This is a genomic window from Diaphorobacter oryzae DSM 22780 (genome assembly GCF_059568935.1).
Window position 1 is genome coordinate 338,442 of sequence record NZ_JCANUL010000002.1, and the last position, 13,916, is coordinate 352,357.

General features: G+C 70.5%; 11 protein-coding genes. 2 read left to right on the forward strand and 9 right to left on the reverse strand.

Annotated features, from left to right (window positions below; translation table 11 throughout):
- Positions 1-2 precede the first annotated feature (2 nt).
- On the forward strand, positions 3-836 hold the full coding sequence (locus BP68_RS04780; RefSeq protein ID WP_496369473.1) for a YecA/YgfB family protein: 834 nt from the start codon (positions 3-5) through the stop codon (positions 834-836).
- A 333-nt stretch (positions 837-1,169) separates the two neighbouring features.
- On the opposite strand, the gene BP68_RS04785 is transcribed toward BP68_RS04780, so the two are convergent.
- The 4 genes from BP68_RS04785 to BP68_RS04800 all read right to left on the reverse strand — a co-directional run bounded on the left by BP68_RS04785 (position 1,170) and on the right by BP68_RS04800 (position 6,464).
- Positions 1,170-3,344 carry an IPTL-CTERM sorting domain-containing protein gene (locus BP68_RS04785; RefSeq protein ID WP_496369474.1) on the reverse strand — a complete coding sequence of 725 codons (2,175 nt, stop codon included), beginning with the start codon at positions 3,342-3,344 and terminating at the stop codon, positions 1,170-1,172.
- 254 nt (positions 3,345-3,598) lie between these two features.
- Positions 3,599-4,114, reverse strand: a complete 516-nt coding sequence (locus tag BP68_RS04790) for a CinA family protein (protein WP_496369475.1) — start codon at positions 4,112-4,114, stop codon at positions 3,599-3,601.
- Between the two features lie 5 nt (positions 4,115-4,119).
- Positions 4,120-4,647, reverse strand: coding sequence for a phosphatidylglycerophosphatase A family protein (locus tag BP68_RS04795; RefSeq protein ID WP_496369476.1), 528 nt, complete (start codon positions 4,645-4,647; stop codon positions 4,120-4,122).
- A 71-nt stretch (positions 4,648-4,718) separates the two neighbouring features.
- On the reverse strand, positions 4,719-6,464 hold the full coding sequence (locus tag BP68_RS04800; RefSeq protein WP_496369477.1) for a DUF4139 domain-containing protein: 1,746 nt from the start codon (positions 6,462-6,464) through the stop codon (positions 4,719-4,721).
- Positions 6,465-6,523: 59 nt separating this feature from the next.
- Between BP68_RS04800 and BP68_RS04805 the strand changes: the two genes are divergently transcribed.
- Entirely contained in the window at positions 6,524-7,930 is a 1,407-nt protein-coding gene (locus BP68_RS04805; RefSeq protein ID WP_496369478.1) for an esterase-like activity of phytase family protein, read from the forward strand.
- 14 nt (positions 7,931-7,944) lie between these two features.
- Here BP68_RS04805 and thiL read toward each other — a convergent pair whose 3' ends face one another.
- The 5 genes from thiL to apaG all read right to left on the reverse strand — a co-directional run bounded on the left by thiL (position 7,945) and on the right by apaG (position 13,889).
- A complete protein-coding gene (gene thiL, locus BP68_RS04810; RefSeq protein ID WP_496369479.1) occupies positions 7,945-8,931 on the reverse strand; it encodes a thiamine-phosphate kinase in 987 nt (328 codons plus the stop codon).
- 23 nt (positions 8,932-8,954) lie between these two features.
- Positions 8,955-10,079, reverse strand: coding sequence for a YbdK family carboxylate-amine ligase (locus tag BP68_RS04815; RefSeq protein ID WP_496369480.1), 1,125 nt, complete (start codon positions 10,077-10,079; stop codon positions 8,955-8,957).
- Positions 10,069-11,334, reverse strand: a complete 1,266-nt coding sequence (locus BP68_RS04820) for a cation:proton antiporter (protein ID WP_496369481.1) — start codon at positions 11,332-11,334, stop codon at positions 10,069-10,071. Before BP68_RS04820 ends, BP68_RS04815 begins: the two co-directional genes overlap by 11 nt.
- 168 nt (positions 11,335-11,502) lie before the next feature.
- Positions 11,503-13,485, reverse strand: coding sequence for a transporter-like protein TlpB (gene tlpB, locus BP68_RS04825; RefSeq protein ID WP_496369482.1), 1,983 nt, complete (start codon positions 13,483-13,485; stop codon positions 11,503-11,505).
- The gene (apaG, locus tag BP68_RS04830; RefSeq protein WP_496369483.1) at positions 13,482-13,889 is read right to left on the reverse strand and encodes a Co2+/Mg2+ efflux facilitator ApaG/CorD; all 408 of its coding nucleotides are present in this window, start codon (positions 13,887-13,889) and stop codon (positions 13,482-13,484) included. Before apaG ends, tlpB begins: the two co-directional genes overlap by 4 nt.
- Between the last annotated feature and the right edge of the window lie 27 nt (positions 13,890-13,916).

A 13,916-nucleotide genomic window follows, 5' to 3' on the forward strand; every position in this document is an offset into this window, starting at 1 on the left:
CCATGAACAGCACCACCGACACCGCATCCCCCGGCGCCGCCGCGCCCGCCCTGGGTCCGGACGAACTCAATGAACTCGACGACCTGCTGGACGACCTGCGCACGCGCGAGGAAGACGTGCCGCAGTGGGAGTTCTGCGACGGTTTCCTGACCGCCCTGGTCTGCACCCGCCGCCCCGTGCCCGCGGCCGAATGGCTGCCCATGCTGCTGGGCGACGGCCTGCCGCTGGAGGACGTGGTCGAGGGTGCGCCCCTGCCGCTGGTGCCCACCTTCCAGGACCTGGCCCAGCAGCAGCGCTTTCTGGCTCTGTGGGAGCTGCGCCGCGCCGAGGTGCAGGCGCAGCTCGACGCGCAGGCCGAGTCGCTGGACGCCGACAACGCCTTCCAGCCCGAGGTGATCGACATGCGCGGCGCCATCGCCAGCCTGCCCGAGGAAGAGCGCGCCGAGATGGAGGGGCAGGAGATCCCGTCGTTCGGCCAGGTCTGGGCGCTGGGCTTCATGTTCGCCGTGGAAAACTGGCCCGAAGACTGGGCCGCCCCGCGCGACAAGGAGGCCGCCCAGTGGCTGGACGGCGCGCTGGAGTCCATCGTCGCCCTGACCGAGGACGACACCGGCAAGCCCGAGATCTGCATGTACGACGAGGACGGCCCGCCCAGCACCAGCCAGGACCGGCTGGAGGTGTTCGGCGAGGCCATCTGGGGCGTGTACGACCTGCGCCAGCTGTGGCGCAGCATGGGCCCGCGCCAGGAAACCATCGTCAAGGGCGAGCAGCCGGGCCGCAACGACCCGTGCAGCTGCGGCAGCGGCAAGAAGTTCAAGAAGTGCTGCGGCGCCTGATGCGCCACAACGGCTGACATGGCGCTGGGCGCGGCAGCCGTGTCGCCGAAGGCAAGGTCGGCGTGCGCGAGGGAGTACAGCACGGCCGCCATCCGCCAAGGCAGTGAATTGCCCACCCCATGCTGGCGCTCTGGGCCGCCGTGGGTGGCGGTCAGGGCGGAGCTTGCGGCGGTGGCCCGGCCCGGCATCGCAGGGTGAGTGCGGGGCAGGAATTTCAGCGAAAACGGGCAAAATTTCTTGTGCTGCTTGTGTCCTCAGCTATATTTTGAATAGCTAAATGCCTCGGATCTGCACTGCTTGCGGCAGTGCCTGTGGGCATAGCCCGCCTGGGATTCAAGCCCGCCGACGGCGCTGCTGCCAGGCCATGGCACCCGCCAGGACCAGTCCCATCAAGGCCAGCCCGCCTGCGGACAGCGTGGGAACGCCGCGCACGCCGCCCGCAGCGGGGGCGGTGGCGGCGAACACGACGCGAACCGCCGTGGGCGTGTACTGCACGCTTGGCGTGAGACCTGGGTAGCTTTGCGCGAAGGTCACAGTGGCGAACTCGCCGCTGACGGCGCCCGCCGTGAGCAGCGTGAAGCTTTGGCCCGCCGTGGGTGTGCCCGCCAGGTTGTTGATATGGAGCGTGCCACCCGTCAGCGTGGCCGCCCCTCCCACTGCCAGCAGGTCGGCGGCCGGTGCCGCGGCGTCGATCTCGGCTTGCAGCGTGGACGTTGAGAGATCGGCCGCGCCTGTGACGGTGAGCGTGCCGATCGAGCTTCCGGGCGCCACGGTTCCCGATCCCGACAGGGCTCCCAGGTATCCATGTCCGCCCAGCGTGGTGCCGGCGGAGAGTTGCACGGCCCCTCCCAATTGGCCGGGGCCACCGGCCACGCCGCCAATCATCAGGCCGCCGGCCTGCACCCGCGTGAGTCCTGTATAGGTGGGGCTGTTGCCGGTCAGGGTCAGGGTGCCCGCGCCCAGCTTGTCGAGCGCGCCGGTTCCGCTCAGCGCCGCTGCATAGGTGACGGCGTCGCTGCGCTCGAAGACCAGGGTGCCGCTGTTGCTGACGTCGCTGTGCAGCTGGCCCGTGGTGCCACCGTTGCCAATGCGCAGCGTGGCGCCGCTGGCAATGGTGGTGGTGCCGGTGTAGGTGGTACCGCCCGTGAACACGGTGGTGCCGCTTTCGATGGACACACTGCCCGCGCCTTGCAACTGGTGGCCCACGGTGTAGGTGCCCCCATGATTGAAGGCCACCGTGCCCGAGCCGTTGTTGAAGTAGATGCCGTTACCGATGGTCGAGGTGCCGGCGCCCGCATTCAGGCGCAAGGTGCCGCTGCCCCCGGTATCCCAGCCCACATAGACATCGTTGGCCGTGACGTGTGCACCGCTGGCCAGGGTCAGGGTGCCACTGCCGGTATTGCCCACGTAGAGCACGCCGCTGCCCAGATTCAGGTGCGTGTTGTTTGTCAGGGTGACCGTGCCCGTGGACCCTGCCTGGCGGCCCAGCACGGCCCCGGTGGCGCTGAGGGTGGCGCCGTCGGCCGTGATGCCGCCCGTACCCCCATGGCCCACGGTCAGCTCGGCCACGCCCAGGCTGCTGCCGCTCGCAAGCGTCAGCGTGCCCTGGCTGCCTGGGTCGTGGCCCAGTACGCCGTTGCCGCTGGCTGTCATTGCACTGCCACTAGTGCCTTGCAGGTTCAGCGTGCCTGCACCGCCGTAGCCCAGATGGAGGTTGCCGGTCACGGTCCAGGTGCTGTTATCCAGCGTGGCGGTATTGCCTGTGGAGCCGGCGTAGTAGCCCAAGAAGGCATCGGTGCTGGCCAGGGTGGCGTTGGTGGGCGCGAAGCTGCCCGTGCCGTAGTTGCCGATGCGCAGCTCGCCCGCATTCAGGCTGTTGGCACCCCCCAGGGTCAGGCTGCCCGTGACGCCGCTGCTGTTGCCCAGCGTCAGCACGCCCCCTGTGTTGGTCAGCGTGGCAGTGCCGGAAATGCTGGCCGATGCGGTGGCTGCGCCCCCCACCACCAGGGCACCGGTGTTGGTCCAGCTGCCGCCCGTGAGGGCCACACTGCTGCCCACGCCGCCCGCAAGGTCGCCCACCATGGCGGTTGCGCTCACCAGGGTGCCGGCGCTATTGAGCGTTCCCAGCCCCTCGCGGCCCACATTCAGCCGGCCGCCAACCTGCCACTGCGTGCCCGCTGCCAGATCGACCGTGCCCTGGGTGCTGGTGCCAAGGGCCAGCGTGGCGTCGCCGCTCGTGGTGAGCTGGGCGCCGCCGGTCAGTTGCAGCGTGCCCTGGTTGCCGCCCGCCACGCCGTTGTCGTACGTGGCATCGCGCCCCACGTTGACCACGCTGGTGGCAATCACGGTGCTGCCCCCGGTGATGGTCAGCTGGGCCGGGTCGCTGGTGTTGGCCACGGCCAGTTCGTCATAGCTGGCCGAGCTGCTCAGGGTGGCGGAGCTGGCGCTGGTGAAGTGGTCGGCTGCAACGGCCTGCTGCGCCAGCGCCAGGCCAATGGCCAAGCCCAACAGGCGCCGGGGATAGTGTGTGTGTACCGGGCCAACGGAGGGTGAAAAGGCCAAGGGGGCAGAGTAGGGGCGAGGCATGCGAGTGAAGGGGCCGAGATAATGGCGAAATAGCGCGCAAGTGTAAAAAAATGATGCAAATCGTCAATGAGAGCACGCCCTGGTGCGCGACGATTCCAACACTTGCGCCGTGCCGCCTTCCGCCAGGCTCTAGGCTGGGGCGGATCGTAGGCTTTTAGCGCCTGCTCGGCGCCTTCTTAGCGGCACAGCGCGGCCAGCCGCGCCAGCGCATGCCGCAGGGTCTGCGCGCGCACGGCGGCCCGGTCGCCGTCGAAGCGGCGCAGTTCGCTGTGCGTGCGGCCCGCCACATGCCAGCCGAACCACACCGTGCCCACCGGCTTGTCGGGCGATCCGCCCGTGGGGCCGGCGATGCCGGTGACGGCCACGGCCACCTGGGCGGCGGAGTGGCGCACGGCCCCTTCGGCCATGGCGCGGGCCACGGGCTCGCTCACGGCGCCGTGCTGCTCGATGAGGGCCATGGGCACGCCCAGGCACTCCGTCTTGGCCTGGTTGGAGTAGGTGACGAAGCCGCGTTCGAACCACTGGCTCGACCCGGCCAGGTCGGTGCAGGCGGCGGCGATCATGCCGCCGGTGCAGCTCTCGGCCGTGGCCAGCATCCAGCCGCGCGCCAGCAGGGTGCCTGAAATTTGAGCCAAATCGGCCTGCAGCGCTTGCCCATAAAGCGTGAGTAGCTCATTTTTTGATAGTGTCATGCGGTTCACCAGAACAGGAAGCGCCACAGCGCGATCACCAGCAGCGTGCAGGCCGCGGCCACCAGGTCGTCCAGCATGATGCCCAGGCCGCCGCGCCAGCCGAAGCCCTTGAACAGCTGGTCGGCCCAGGCCACGGGGCCGGGCTTGGCGGCGTCAAAGTAGCGAAACAGCGCGAAGGCGACCAGCTGGCCCCAGAAGCCCATGGGCATGGCCAGCCACAGCACGATCCAGATGGCGACGACCTCGTCCCACACGATGTGGCCGGGGTCGGCCACGCCCATGTGGCGCGCCGTCACGGTGCAGGCCCACCAGCCCAGCGCCAGCGACAGCGCGATCAGCAGGCCCATGCCCAGCGGCGTGAGCCACAGCTGCAGCACCAAAAACGCCAGCCAGCCCCATAGCGTGCCCACCGTGCCCGGCGCCACGCGCGACAGGCCGCTGCCGAAGCCTAGGGCGATGAAGTGCGCGGGGTGCACCAGTAGAAAGCGGCGCAGGGCGTGCGGGGGCAGGGTGTGGGGCGGTGGGGTGGGCATGAAGTCGTGGCGGAAAGGGTCGGTCGGGGCTGCGGCGGGGCGTGGCGGGTCAGGGGTTCAAGCGGCGCGCCTCAGCGGCGTTCGCGCACGCGCAGGTCCTTGGCGTAGCGCAGCACATGGGTGGCGGCAAAGCGCGCGCTGCCGGCCGGGGCCAGGTCCTGCTCCCAGGCGATCAGGCCCGGCTGCTGGTTCCAGGCCGTGACGGCGGGGGCGGGCTCGTAGCGCGATTCCACGGTGATCTGCTCGTTGAGCGACACGGGCGCGGTGTCCAGCACCTGCAGCCGGACCGGCTGGCTGTGGCGGCTTTCCACGCGGTAGGCGTGCTGCAGCGTACGTTCGGTGCGCGCGCCCGTCAGGCCGCTGCTGGCCGTGTGCTCGCGCGGTGGCTCCACGGTGACCAGCAGGCGCTCGTCGCGCCCGAAGGACAGGCCGTTGCGCGCCCAGTCGGCGCTGCCGGGGGCGAAATAGCCCTGGCCCACCAGGGTGCCGTCGCGGTACAGCGCCGCCGGGCCGGTCGGCCACACGCCGTCCAGGGCCGGCAGCAGCGCCACCAGGTAGGCCGCTGCCTCCTGCGCCGGCGCGGTGCGCGTGACCAGCTGCACGGGAACCGGCTGCGCGCCCAGCGACAACGTGACGCGCTGCCCGCCCGAGGCGACGGTGATGCGCTGCGGCACGGTGAATTCGGTGGCGTAGGCGGTGTCGGCGATGGCCACGTCGAACGTGGGTTCGGCCGCCGCCGGCTCCGCCATGGCGCCGCCGCGCGCGCGCGCCTCCCCCATGGGGGCCGCGGCCATGGCCACGGGGGCGGGCGCGGCGGGGGGCGGTGGCGGCTCGGGCGGCAGGTCCAGCGTCCATGGGCGTGGCAGGCGGCCGCCGGTGGCGCGCAGGGGCTGGCCGGTGGACAGCGTGAGCGGCACGCCGCTCCAGTCTTCGCCCGTGTCCTGGGCCACCAGGGCCAGGCGCTCCAGTCGGATGGTGGCGGCCTGGCTGTCCAGCGCGGCGCGGTAGCTGGGCGACCAGCTGGGGCCGCGCACCTGGTAGCTCAGGCGCACGTCGGTATCGCGCTCGGCGGCCAGCGTGACGGTGACGGTGGCCACGCGCGCGCCCGGGCCCGCCACGCGGTCGCGCTCGGCGGTGAGCGCCTTGAGCTCCAGCTCCAGCTGCTCCTGGCGGCGCTGCGCCTGGTGCAGCCGCACCAGGGTGTCCTGGGCCGAGCGGCGCAGCGACTCGGTGGTGGCGCCGATCGCGGCCGAGCCGGGCGTGCCCGGGCCCGCGGCCTGCGTTGTGGGGGGCGTGCCCGCGACGGTCTTGAGGTAGGTGTGGGCCAGCCGCAGCGCATCGGCCTCGGCGGCGGCCACGGCCACCTGGTCCTGCGCGGCGCGCACGCGCTCGTCCAGCGGGCTGCTGCAGCCGCCGGCCAGCGCGCGCTCGCGCACCTGCACGCCGGTGTCGCCGATGCGCACGGCGGCGTCGGCCTGCACCTGCAGGCTGCGCGCGTCCAGGCCCGCCGGCAGGCAGTGAAAGACCACGCTGCGGCTGCCCGCCGCCACGCGCGCCGTGCGCTCCACCGTGGCGCTGCCGGGGTAGAGCTTCACGCCGGTGATGCGCGTGGGCGCGTCCTGGGCCAGGGCCACGCCGGGGATGGAGAGCAGGCCCGCGCAGGCGAGCGCTCCGAGGGGGAGCCGAAGGGTGGCAAGGGGGGCGTGCTTCACAGGCGTCTCGCGGGTAGGTGGATGGGCGCGCGGCGCCGGGTCGGCCGGCCGCACGCGGGGGTTGTAGCGCAAATGCGCCGCAGGGGGGCGGTGGTCGCGGTTCATCAGGGTGTCACGAATTGTTAATAGTGTTGTGGCCTCTTTGACTCGCGCATTCCCTGACCATGAATTTGTCTGCACCTCTTGTACTCACCACGCTCGCCTTGAGCCTGGGCCTGGCCGCCTGCGGTGGCTCCGATGATGGCTTCCAGTTTCCCGGCGCCGAGGGCACGGCCCTGCCCTACGAGCTGATGAGCAAGGTGGACAACGCCGAGAAGACGGAAATCCGCAATGGTAGCTACGGCTCGGCCATGGCCCCGCACCCCACGCGCGAGGGCCATTTCTACGGCCTGAGCGACCGCGGGCCGAACGCGGCCACCGAGGCGGGCAAGAAACCCTCGGGCATCATCTTCCTCACGCCCGGCTACACGCCGCGCATCGGCCTGTTCAAGCTCACCCACGAGGGCAAGACCGAGCTGGTGGAAACCATCCTGCTCAAGGACCCCAAGGGCCGCGCGATCACGGGTCTGCCGAACAAGAACTTCGGCGGCACCGGCGAAACGCCCTACAACCTGGACGGCAGCGTCGTCGCGCTGGACCCGGACGGCGACGGCATCAAGGGATTCGACGAGAGCGGCCTCGACTCCGAGGGCCTGGTGGCGCTGAAGGACGGCACGTTCTGGATCAGCGATGAATACGGCCCGCACATCGTGCACTTCGACGCCACGGGCAAGGAGATCGAGCGCATCAACCCGTTCGCCGCCGATCCGCGCAACAAGGCGGGCCGCGTGCTGCCCGCCGAGCTGGCCACGCGCTGGCCCAACCGGGGCATGGAAGGCCTGGCCATCACGCCCGACGGCAAGACGCTGCTGGGCATCATGCAGTCCAACCTGCACAACCCCAGCAACGCCGTGGGCAGCATCAACCTGACGCGCATCGTCACGGTGAACATCGCCACCGGCGCCGTCGCGCAGTACCTCTACAAGCAGGATGCGGCGGGCCTGGCCAACTCCGAGATCGTGGCCCTGAGCGCCACGCGCTTCCTGGTGGTCGAGCGCGACACCAAGTTCTACGGCATCAGCACCGGCACGGTTCGCAAGAACGTGTACCAGGTCGACCTGAGCAAGGCCACGAACATCGACCAGTCCAACGCCGGCCTGCGCAACAGCCAGCCGTCGCTGTCGGTGAGCGCGGCCAACGGCCTGCTGGTGGACGGCAAGACGCTGGAACTGGTGGTCAAGGACGGCGGCGCGGACGGCAACTTCGCCGCGGGCTGGTCCCAACTGGCCGCCCTGGGCATCCAGCCCGCCACCAAGACGCTGGCCTATGACGGCATTGCCGCGCAGAAGTACCCGCACGACAAGATGGAAGGCCTGTGGGTGATTGACGCCAACCGCCTGGGCATCCTCAACGACGCCGACTTCATGATCGCGCCCGACGGCGCCGGCGGCGTCAAGCAGAAGTACCTGCACGACGGCAAGGTCGAGAGCAACATGCTCTACGTGGTCAAGCCGCTGGCGCCGCTGTTCTGAGGGCAGGGCGGCGCTCAGGCCCGGTCGCGGAAGTGATCGAAGGCCGCGAACGCGCCACCCTCCACGGGCCGGCCCTGCGCGTCCACCAGCCGCAGGCCCGGCGCGGCCTGCACGGTGCCGATGCGCGTGACGGCCACGCCGGCCTGCTGTGCGGCGGCCTGCACGGCGGCGCGGCGCGCGGGCGCGGCGGTGAAGGCCAGCTCGTAGTCGTCGCCGCCGGCCAGCGTGCATTGGTGCAGAAGTTCTGTATTAAGAATAGCTCCAGCGCCCGTGAATAAAGCGCCGGCAGCTATCAATTTTGTGGTTTGCGCGAGTTTGATCTCGGCCCCCACGCCGCTGGCGGCGAGGATGTGGCCCAGGTCGCCCAGCAGGCCGTCGCTCACGTCGAGTGCGCTGCTGGCGATGCCGCGCAACGCCTGGCCCAGCTGCACGCGCGGCGTGGGCTGCTCCAGCCGCTGGCGCGCGCGCGCCAGGGCGTCCGCCGGCAGGGCGATGCGGCCCAGCAGCGCCTCCAGGGCCAGGCGCGCGTCGCCCAGCTGGCCGCTGACCCAGATGTCGTCGCCCGCGCGCGCGCCGCTGCGCAGCAGGGCCTGGCCCGCGGGCACCTCGCCGAACACGGTGATGCAGATGTTGAGCGGGCCCTGCGTGGTGTCGCCGCCGACCAGCTCGCACTGGTGCGCGTCGGCCAGCGCCAGCAGGCCGCCGGCAAAGGCCTGCAGCCAGGGCGCATCAATGCGCGGCAGCGCCAGCGCCAGCGTGAAGGCCAGCGGCCGCGCGCCGCAGGCCGCCAGGTCGGACAGGTTCACCGCCAGCGCCTTGTGGCCCAGGTGCGCCGGGTCCACGTCGGCGAAGAAATGCCGGCCCTCGACCAGCATGTCGCTGGACACGGCCAGCTGCATGCCCGGCGCGGGCGCGAGCAGCGCGCAGTCGTCGCCCACGCCCAGCGCAGCACGGCGCACGGGGCGCGTGAAGTAGCGCGCGATCAAGTCAAATTCACCCATGGGGCGGGGCCGCGTGGTGGGCTTCAGAGGGCCTGCCCGCGAAAGCGCTGCGCGGCCTGGCGGCTGACCTCGGCCAGCAGCTGCTCTTCGCGCTGGCGCTCGCGCAGCCAGCGGGCGTCGTTCTGGCCCAGGGCGGTCTCGCCGCGCAGGATGTGCAGCGCGCCCGAGGCGCCGTGGCTGCCCGCGTGGCGGGCGATGTGGTCCAGGGTCTGCAGGATGTGGTCGCGCAGCGGCATGTGGTCGCCCGTGGCCGGGTCCACATAGACCGCGTCCATGCCGAAGCGGCAGGCCTGGAAGCGGTTGTAGGTGTAGACGAGGTAGTCGTCCTCCTGCGGCATGAAGGGCTGCTCGGCCAGAAACCAGGCGCCCAGCGACTGCACGAAGCCGGCGAGCGCGGCGGCGCGCTCGATGGTCAGCGGCGTGTCGAACACGCGGATCTCGATGGTGCCGAACTCGGGCTTGGGGCGGATGTCCCAGTAGAAGTCCTTCATGCTCTTGACGACGCCGGTGCGCGTCATCTTGTCGAAGTACTTGCCGAAGTCGTCCCAGGTCAGCACGCAGGGCGCGCGGCCCGATAGCGGGAAGGCGAACACCGAGTTGAGCCGCGCCGAGTCGAAGGCCGTGTCCTGGCCCTGCACGTAGGGGCTGGAGGCCGACAGCGCGATGAAGTGCGGGATGTAGCGGCTCATGCGGTGCAGCATGAGCAGGGCCGCATCGGCGTCGGGGCAGCCGATGTGCACGTGCTGGCCGAAGATGGTGAACTGCTTGGACAGGTAGCCGTAGAGCTGCGACAGCTCCTGGAAGCGCGGCTTGTCGTAGATGCGGCGTTCGTGCCACTGCTGGAAGGGGTGCGTGCCGCCGCCGACCACGGCGATGTTGAGCTTGTCGGCGCTCTTGACCAGCGCGTCGCGGATCTGGCTGAGCTGGCCCAGCACCTCGCTGCTGCTGTGGCAGATGCCGGTGGAGACCTCAATCATGCTGTTGGTCATCTCGGGCACCACGCTGCCGGGCAGCGGTACCTTCTTCATGAGGCGCAGCATGTCCTCGGCATAGGGGGCCAGGTCGTAGTCGTGGGTGCTCACGAGCTGCAGTTCCAGCTCCACGCCCAGGGTCAGCGGTTCGGAATGGTGGAAGGCTTCAAGACTCACGGCTGCTCTCTCCGGTGTTGTTGCCACGGCTGCTCAAGGGGGCCCAGGGCTTGGAGCTTTCGCCGGCGCGGTAGATGGCCACGGTGGCGATCACCGCGCCCAGCACCTCCATCACCAGGATGGCCGGCAGGGCGATGCGCGCGATCATGTGCCCCGTGGAGGCCGACGCCACCACGAACTGCGATGCGACCAGCAACGCGATGGACGACATGGGCGTCATGGCGCAGCTCACCCACAGCGCCTGGCGCCAGCTTGCGCCACTGCCCACGTTGCCCACGCCCACGCCCACGGCCTTGGCCAGCAGGCGCACGATGATCAGCGCCACCACGGCGCCGGCCACGGGGCCGCTCCAGTCGGCCTGGGCCGCCACGGTGGACACCAGCACGAACATCAGCATGGTCAGCAGCGAGGACGCCGTGCCCATCTGGCGCGGCCAGGCCCAGGGGCGTGGATGGAGCTGCTTGAGCAGCATGCCGCCCAGCAGCGCGGCCAGCGGCGCCGAGCCGCCCATGTGGGCGGCGACGGCGGTGCTGGCGGCGATCAGCGCCAGCAGCAAGATGGTGGTGTTCTCGCTCGTCGGGCTCATGACGCGCAGCGCCATGCGCATCGCCAGCGACAGCAGCGCGCCCACCGCGACGGACACACCCAGCACCACCAGCACCGGGTACACCGTGCCGCTCAGGCTCGACGGGGGACGGTTGATGAGCTCGGCCTGGGCGCTGCCCAGCGCCAGCGCGTACAGCGACGACAGCGTGGCCAGCACGGTGGCGCGGTCGGTCACGGGACCGGCCGCGCGCGTGTCGGTCACCACGCGCGTGAGCACGGCCGGCGACGCGGCCATGGCCACCATGGCCAGCGGGCCGGCGGCGCGCTCGGGCACGTCGAACCACAGCATGGTCCAGTACACCGCGAAATAGGTGAGTGCGGATTCGGCGATGCTCTGCACCAGCACCATGGGGTTGTGGCGGAACCAGCGCAGCGGAATGCGCCCGCCGGCCTCGAACAGCACCACGGCCACGCCCAGCTCCACCAGGAACAGCGCGATGCCCTGCAGCGGCCAGACCGCGCCGCTGAATCCCAGCAGGCCGACGATGGTGCCCACCAGCGTGTAGCCCACCACCTTGGGCAGGCCGCTGTAGCGTTGCATCAAATAGCCGGCAACGGCGGCCACCGCCAGCAGCAGCGACCATTGCACGGTAGGCAGTCCCGCCGATGGGCGCAGCCACTGCGCCCAAAAGCTCATCAGCTCATTCATTGTCGAGTGTCCTCTGTCTCGCGCGGGCCGGGCCCGCTGGATGGTGGAGCGCGGCGGGAGCCGGTGCGCCCGCCGCCTGTCCCTCAGGAGGGTTTGTCAACCAAATGTATCTGTTGGCGTGTCGCTGTCCCTGTAGGACGGTGCGCAGCCCGGGGTGGCTGCACCTTATCAGACGGTGCGGCGGGGGGGCAGGAAAAAGCCCAGCGGAGCGCGGCGCCAGCGCGCCAGCAATGCGCGGTAGATGCGCGAGCGGTCCACCTTGCCCACATTGTGCGCGCGCAGGGCCAGGCGGAAGGCGAGGTAGAAGCTGACGATGACGTTGAGCGCGCCGTTGAACGGAATCATGGCCGCGGCCCACCAGAAGGCGGGCTGGTGCAGCACGTCCCAGCCCAGCGTGGCGGACGCGACGCCCATCTGCCCCGTGGACAGCGTGACGTGGCGCACTTCCAGCCCCAGGCCGAAGAAGGCCGCGAAGGCGGGCGTGAGCCCCAGCATGAAGCCCAGCGAGATGTTGGCGGCAAACCCGGAGATGTTGCCGCGCAGGAAGTGCGCCCAGCGCGCGGCGCGTTGCCGGCCCAGGAAGCCGGTGATGCGCGGGTTGTACTGGATGGCGGAGTCCAGCCGGTGCAGCACGAACCAGTTTTCCACCCAGCCCGCGAGGATGCTCGACGCGAACAGCAGCACGCCGGTGAAGGCGGCAAACAGCAGCGAGGGGCCCAGCAGGTGCAGGGAGTCCAGCACATGCTCGGCCTGCTCCACGCTGATGGCCGGCCGGTCGAGCGCCTGGGCGATGAGCAGCGCCAGACCCAGCGCCGCGGGAAACACCAGCAGCACGTTGCCCAGCACCGCCGCGACCTGCGAGCGCACGAGGTGCGAGACCTCGTCCACGAAGGACTCCACGGCCTCGGTTTCGTCCAGGTTCTTGAGCTTGGCCGCCATGGCCGGTGCGGTCATGGCGGGCTGTTTGGTGGCCACGGTGAAGTGCAGCAGCTGGATCAGCACGAAGCTGAGGGCGTAGTTCACGCCCGCCATGAAGCCGCCCCAGAACGCGGACAGCGCCAGCGCGTAGAGCCCGAATTTGACCAGCGTGGTGAAGGCCATGACGAAGCCGCCGCCGGCGGCCTTGCGCACCATGGTCAGGTATTCGCCGCCCGTGCGGGTGATGTAGTGCTCGCCCGTCTCGGCGCTGCGCTCCGCCACTTTGGCCGCGAGCAGCGAGGAGTTGGAGGCGACGAGCGCGCGCAGGCTGCGCCGCTCGCGCCCCACGGTCACCAGGCGGCCCATGAGCCGGGTGGCGGTCACGGCCGGACGCGGAGAGAGCAGGCATTCCAGCAGCTCGCGCACGCGCAGGATGCGCTCGCGCAGCTGGCGCAGGCGAAACACCAGGCCCACCGAGATGCCGTTGTCCTCAAGGTGGGCGTAGATGGTGTTGGTTGCGCTGCGACAGGCATCCAGGCGCTCGCGCAGGCGCTGCACGGCCTCCTGGCGCCGGTCGTCGGTGCGCAGCGGGTGCAGCACCTCCACGCGCAGGCTCTCCACGTCGCGGATCAGCGCGTGGAAGGGCTGGGCCTCGCGGGCCGCCTCGCTCATGCGCAGGCGCAGTTCGGGCGCGAAGCCGGTCGAGAGGATCTGGCCGGCGCAGTAGGTCATGGCGTCCAGCAGCGCGTGCTGCCAGTGGCTGCCGCAGCCCTGCTCCGGCGCGGGCACCAGCACCGCCAGCAGGCGGTTCAGCAGGGGCTCGTCCAGCGCGGCCAGCCAGCGCGCGTCGAACTCGTCCGGCAGGGCCAGCATGAACAGTTCGGAGGCGTCCAGCGTGTCGGGGCTGGCGGGCAGGAGCTTGTAGCGCAGGCGCTCGGCCAGCTCGCTGGCCATGGAGGTGCGCTGCGCAAAGCCGAAGTCGGCCAGCAGCGTGGTGATGTCCAGCTGCTGTGTGAGCGTGGCCCACCAGGCCTGCAGCCGTGCGCGGGCCTCGGGGGAGCGTTCGGCGGCCTCCACCAGTAGGGCCACGCGGCCCGTGGCGCCTTCCACCGCCTGGCCGTCGCCGCGCACCCAGTCCAGCAGGGCAATGAGTTGCAGGTGCCGTTGCGCCAGGGGCGCGGCCGGGTCAATGGCGGCCAGCAGCTGCGCCAGGTCGGGTCCGTTGCGGCTCAATGCAGCACCCTCCCGCTGAGCGGCTGCCCGGGGGCGCTGGACGAAGTGGCCTCCAGCACGAAGAGTTCGATGGGGCTGTTGAACTGCTCGCCGTCTTCTGCCACGCACAGGTAGCTGCCGTGCATGCTGCCGCTGGCCGTGCGCAGGCGGCAGCCGCTGGTGTACTGGAAGGCCTCGCCGGGCCGCAGCAGCGGCTGCTGGCCCACCACGCCCAGGCCCTTGACCTCTTCCATGTGGCCGCCGGCGTCGCAGATGATCCAGTGGCGTGCGATGAGCTGGGCGCTGATGTCGCCGACGTTCGTGATGGTGATGGTGTAGGCAAAGCCATACACGCCATCCTCGGGGGCGGATTGGTCGGGCAGGTACTGGGGCTGCACCTCGACCTGGAACTGGTACTTCGGCATCTTGCAATGTTAGCGTTGCCCCAAGCT